This is a genomic window from Arthrobacter sp. UYNi723 (genome assembly GCF_054057635.1).
On record NZ_JBSRZM010000063.1, the window covers coordinates 1 to 4,606 of the forward strand.

Annotated in this window: 3 protein-coding genes; 2 read left to right on the top strand and 1 reads right to left on the bottom strand. The window is 65.5% G+C overall.

Annotated elements, in window-relative coordinates; translation table 11 throughout:
* The first annotated feature begins 100 nt into the window (after window positions 1-100).
* The gene (locus tag ACVWY0_RS22045) at window positions 101-688 is read left to right on the top strand and encodes an NmrA family NAD(P)-binding protein (RefSeq protein ID WP_485838595.1); all 588 of its coding nucleotides are present in this window, start codon (window positions 101-103) and stop codon (window positions 686-688) included.
* A 10-nt stretch (window positions 689-698) separates the two neighbouring features.
* On the opposite strand, the gene ACVWY0_RS22050 is transcribed toward ACVWY0_RS22045, so the two are convergent.
* Complete coding sequence (locus ACVWY0_RS22050) at window positions 699-3,740, bottom strand: alpha-amylase family glycosyl hydrolase (protein WP_485838596.1); 3,042 nt, start codon at window positions 3,738-3,740, stop codon at window positions 699-701.
* Window positions 3,741-4,023: 283 nt separating this feature from the next.
* On the opposite strand from ACVWY0_RS22050, the gene ACVWY0_RS22055 reads away from it, so the two are divergent.
* Complete coding sequence (locus ACVWY0_RS22055; RefSeq protein WP_485838594.1) at window positions 4,024-4,593, top strand: methyltransferase; 570 nt, start codon at window positions 4,024-4,026, stop codon at window positions 4,591-4,593.
* Window positions 4,594-4,606 lie beyond the last annotated feature (13 nt).

The window sequence follows — 4,606 nt, forward strand, 5'->3', positions numbered from 1 at the left end:
CCTCACCCGCCACGAATTCCACGGCGAATGGAACTACACGCTCACCACACCCGACACGCCGTGACCGGCCGGCATTATTGTTTCGCGAGCCCTTACCAGCATCCTCACCTGCGACCAGACCCCGAAGGTTCCGCACTTCTGGCATAAGAAGCTGACCGAAGACCGGCTGGAGGAACTCGGTGTCCCGTTCGTGGCGCTTCGGCCGGGCGCGTTCCTGGACCAGGTCACCCGGTTCGGCGGCGACCCGTTCAGCAAAGGGCGGCTCAGCTGGATCGGATCGCCGCGGATCCCGCTGACCTTCGTGCTCACCTCCGACCTCGCCGGCTATCTAGCGGAGGCGGTTGACCTTCCGGGCCTGGAAGGCCAGCGCATCGACATCGGCTGGGACCGGCCAGTGGCCATGCAGGACGTCGCGGACATCGCGGGACGGCTCACGGGCCGGACCCTTCGTGTCCGGTCCGTCCCCGCCGGGGTTGTCCGGGCTGCGGGGACCCTGCTGGCGCCGGTCAACCCCATGGCCAAGGACCTGGCTGCCATGATCGAGTGGTTCCAGACCGGCCGGTACGTCGCGGACACAACACTTCAGCGGCAGTTCTTCGGCGAGCCGCCCACTGCCGAGCTCGCCATCCGGCGGTTCGTCACGGGCCTGGGGCAAACAGTACGCACCCAGACCCGCGACAAGCCCTAGCCAGCCGCGGCTATCCCGCTGTGAGCAGGTGGGTGGCGTGGTCGTACCGGAAGGTGACCGCGCCGCCGTCGTGCGTGTAGGAGATGTTGGCCCCGTTGGGCACCCCTTCAGCCCCGTAATTCATGTCCCAATTGCGGTTCAGCGCCGCCTTGAACTCATACGTGCCGGCCGGCAGGTCCGGCACGGACAGCTTCCACACCAGCGTTGCCGGATCCAGCGTCAACTGGGCCTGGTCGCAGGTGGGATCCCAGTCGGCGCCGCACCCGAGTTCGTTGTCCAAGCTCCCCGCGATGGCGACAGCGCCCGGCTGTTGGGAGGCGTACCCGGCGCTGAGGGCGTGTGTGCTGTTGTTGTAGCGGAAGGTGACGGCCCCGCCGGGATGATCCAACGCGATGTTGCTGCCGTCAAGGACTCCGCCGGCGCCATAGTTCACGTCCCAGCTGCCGTTGAGCGCGGCCTTGTACTCGTACAGCCCGGCGGGCAGGTCTGCCGTGAGCCGCCAGATGTTGTCCGCCGGGTCCAGGGTCATAAACGCGGCTGGGCAGGCCGGGTCCCAATCCGCAGGGCAGCCCAGCTCGGAGTTCAGCGACCCGGCCACGGTCACCGAATCCGGCTGCGGAGCCTCGCCCACCGTTACCGTCCGCAACTCGCTGAACACGCTGAAGCCGGGGCCGCTCATGCTGGCGCGGTACTGCACCTTCGTGCCGTCCGCGAGCTCAAGTGCCGCCAGGTCATCGGTGACCGAGTACACCGGCGAGGAGTCATCGGAGCCTACGGCCGTCCACTCGCCGCCGGCCACGCTGCGCTCGAAGGACACCACGTGGCTGGACTTTTCCGGATCGACCGTTGCGCTGAGCTCAGCGGCCCCTTCCACGCTGCTTCCTTCAAGAGGTTTCTGGATAGTCAGGACCGGCGCCGGAACGGCGGCCGCCCGGGACTGGCTGGTGGCTCTGTGGCCGCCATTGTCCAGCACTGTGGCGCGGTACTCCACGGTGGCCCCGACCGCCAAAGCCGCGACGTCGTGGAACACCTGGTACGGCGCGGTGTCGTCGGTGCCGATCGGCTCCCAGCCACCGCCCGCCGTCCTGGCCTCAAAGGTGACCTCGTAGAACGAAGCACCGCCGACGTCGGCCGTCACGTTGATCCGGCCGTTATCCGCCGGTGCCGCGGCAGGTTCCTGAAGCGCGACGGCGGGAGCCGCCTTGGAGTGCGGAATGCGGCCCGATGACTGGTAGACCACGGCCGACAGCGGCGGGACGGTGACCGTCAGCTTTCCGTCCGCTGAGGTCTTCACCTCATCCGCGGCTGCACCGTAAATCCGCATGTAGCTGCGCTTGCCGATGTAGGTTGGCACGTCAGCTGTCTGCGGCTGTTCGCTGTTGTTCAGGGCGACGACATACTCGCGCTGGTCCTCCGCGTCGGTGCGGGAGAAGGCGTAGATACCGGGCCCGTCGGAGGCGTAGCGGTGCTGGTGGGCGCCGTCGCGCAGGGCCGGGTGGTCCCTGGTCAGGGCCGCGAGCTGGCTGATCTTGGAGTACAGCGGGTGGCCGGCGTTGAAGTTGTCGGTGGCGTGCGTGGCGTCGGTGCCCAGCAGGTCGTCGTCGAGGTACTCCGGCACCTGGCTGGCGAAGAGCGTCTGGCGGGCGTCCTGGTCGCCGCCGGGGCCGGTGAAGCCCTGCTCGTCGCCGTAGTAGATCACCGGGTTGCCGCGGGAGAAGTACATCAGCTCGTGGGCCAGCTGGTCGCGGGCCACCTGCTCCGTGTCGGCTGACCCCGGGTTGTCGGCCGCGATGAAGCTGCCGATGCGGCCCATGTCGTGGTTGCCCAGGAAGGTGGGCAGTTGGTAGACGTTGGAATCGGCGTCGGTGTACCAGTCATCGCCGGCGAAGAAGGTCTCCAAGGAGCGGGTATCCTGGCTCTTGGAGGCGAAGTTGCGGGCGGCGTCCTGGAACGGGAAGTCCAGTACGGCCTGCATCTGGTTGCGGGTGGTGAACTGGGAGGTGAAGGACTTGGTCGTGTCGAAGACTTCGCCGAACATAAAGAACTCGTCCTTGCCCTGCGCCTTGGCGTAGCTGAGCATCTCCGGGCCAAATTCCTGCCAGAACTCGTTGTTGACGTGCTTCATGGTGTCTATCCGGAAGCCGTCCACCCCGAAATCGCCGATCCAGGTCTTGTAGATCTCCGCCATGCCGTCCACTACTTTGGGGTTCTCGGTGAAGAGGTCATCCAAGCCGAAGAAGTCGCCGTAGTAGGAGTCCTCGCCTTGGAAGGTCGTGTCGCCGCGGTTGTGGTACAGCGTGGGATCGTTCAGCCAGGCGGGAACTTTCAGGTCCTCTTCTGCTTTATCCAGGACGGGGACGTAGGGGAAGGACGTCTTGGCATCAAGCTCCGGAAAGTCGTTGGACCCGGCGAAGTCGCGGTCATCGAACTCGTCGCCGGCAGCCGACTTGTACGGCTCGGCGTCCTTCGAAACGTAGGACTTGCGGGCGCCCTCTTCGTAGCCGATCACGTCCGCGGTGTGGTTGGTGATGATGTCGAAGTACACTTTCATGCCGCGCGAGTGGGCTTCGTCGATCAGGGCCTTCAACTCGTCGTTGGTGCCCAGGTGGGGGTCGATCTGGGTGAAGTCGGTGATCCAGTAGCCGTGATAGCCGGCTGACTTGTCCTCGGGCTGCACCGCCTTGTTCTTGAAGCTGGGGGTGAGCCAGATGGACGTGGTGCCCAGGCCCTGGATGTAGTCGATCCTGTCCAGCAGTCCGGCCAGGTCGCCGCCGTTGTAGAAACCTTTTTTGGTGGGGTCGAAGCCGGACACCATGGCGTCGGCGCCAAGGCCGCCGTCGTCATTGGTTGTGTCCCCGTTGCTGAATCGGTCGGCCATCACAAAGTAGAAATTCTCGTCCGTCACCGGGGCGCGGAGTGAGTGAAGGGCCGACGACGACCCCGGGTCCTTCGGGCCCGGCGCCGCGTGCGCCGGGAGGATAGAAGTGGAAGCGACTACGGCTGCGGCGAGCAGCCCCAGCCATGTTGTCAGCGGGTGGTTGAGGCGTTGGATGGAGCCTTTGCGGGTGCGTGTGTTCACGTCAGGAGACCTTCCTGGTAGCGGCGATGCTGTTCAGGCTGCTGTGGAGATGCGAGTGTGGTGGCGTCAGTTGGTGGTCAGATGTGCGGTTCGCCCAGGCAACCAGGGAACGATCGCCAGGTGAACCACGGCACACTGTAAGCGCTTGCACTAAATAAATCCAGTCTTTTGGGTTGGGCCGTCAGGGGCTACCTTCGCGTACATTCAGAGGCAGGTGACGGGCCTCGGCGCCCATCGGATTGTGGAAGGTGTACCCATGTCAGCCACTGAATTGGATGTTGAGTCCCTTGTGGGGATCGCTGAGCGGCTTCGCTCGGCCGGGTGCGTCTTTGCGGAGGAGGAAGCCCGGCTTCTCCTGTCAGCAGTGCCCGGTCCGGCCGAAATCGCTTCGGCAGTGGAGCGGCGAATTGCCGGGTATCCGCTGGAGCACATCCTCGGCTGGGCCGAGTTCTGCGGACTCCGGATTGAGCTCGATGCCGGGGTCTTTGTTCCGCGCCGCCGCACCGGACTATTGGTGAATGAGGCCGCAGCCCTGCTCTCGGCGGACCAGATGCGGGAGCGCCTGGATGGTTCGGAGCCTGTTGTTGTTGTGGACCTGTGTTGCGGGTCCGGTGCGGTGGGTGCTGCCATCGCCTTCCGGGATGCGGGGCTGGAGCTCCATGCGGCGGACATTGACCCGGCCGCTGTGGCCTGCGCCCGCCGGAACATTGGCCGTGTGGGTGGTGAGGTCCACCAGGGCGACCTGTTGTTAGGCGTCGCAGTGGTTGACGGTAGGGGCGTCGTTGCCGGTGACGAGGCAGGTTTTTGCCGTGGCGTCTTGATTTAGTGCCGTCGGCGGC